1 rRNA gene is annotated in these 1019 nt (G+C 58.0%); it reads left to right on the top strand.

Annotated elements, in window-relative coordinates:
- Window positions 1-1019: ribosomal RNA gene (locus ACFWP0_RS29595) — 23S ribosomal RNA — on the top strand; the annotation flags it as partial.

Below are 1019 nucleotides of genomic sequence, written 5' to 3' on the forward strand. Positions count from 1 at the left end.
TTAGCGGTGTGTAGCGAGGTTAACCCGTGTGGGGAAGCCGTAGCGAAAGCGAGTCCGAATAGGGCGATTGAGTTGCACGCTCTAGACCCGAAGCGGAGTGATCTAGCCATGGGCAGGTTGAAGCGGAGGTAAGACTTCGTGGAGGACCGAACCCACCAGGGTTGAAAACCTGGGGGATGACCTGTGGTTAGGGGTGAAAGGCCAATCAAACTCCGTGATAGCTGGTTCTCCCCGAAATGCATTTAGGTGCAGCGTCGTGTGTTTCTTGCCGGAGGTAGAGCACTGGATAGGCGATGGGCCCTACCGGGTTACTGACCTTAGCCAAACTCCGAATGCCGGTAAGTGAGAGCGCGGCAGTGAGACTGTGGGGGATAAGCTCCATGGTCGAGAGGGAAACAGCCCAGAGCATCGACTAAGGCCCCTAAGCGTACGCTAAGTGGGAAAGGATGTGGAGTCGCAGAGACAACCAGGAGGTTGGCTTAGAAGCAGCCACCCTTGAAAGAGTGCGTAATAGCTCACTGGTCAAGTGATTCCGCGCCGACAATGTAGCGGGGCTCAAGCGTACCGCCGAAGTCGTGTCATTGCAGCAATAGGGCCAACGCCCGCTGGGATGGGTAGGGGAGCGTCGTGTGCCGGGTGAAGCAGCCGCGGAAGCGAGTTGTGGACGGTTCACGAGTGAGAATGCAGGCATGAGTAGCGATACACACGTGAGAAACGTGTGCGCCGATTGACTAAGGGTTCCTGGGTCAAGCTGATCTGCCCAGGGTAAGTCGGGACCTAAGGCGAGGCCGACAGGCGTAGTCGATGGATAACCGGTTGATATTCCGGTACCCGCTGTGAAGCGTCAAACATCGAATCCAGTGATGCTAAGCCCGTGAAGCCGCCGGCTGAGTCTTCGGACGAGGTCGGAGTGGTGGAGCCGGTGACCCGAGCTGGTAGTAGGTGAGTGATGGGGTGACGCAGGAAGGTAGTCCATCCCGGGCGGTGGTTGTCCCGGGGTAAGGGTGTAGGACGTCAGG

The organism is Achromobacter sp. NPDC058515 (assembly GCF_042721735.1).
Taxonomy (GTDB): Bacteria; Pseudomonadota; Gammaproteobacteria; order Burkholderiales; family Burkholderiaceae_B; genus Achromobacter.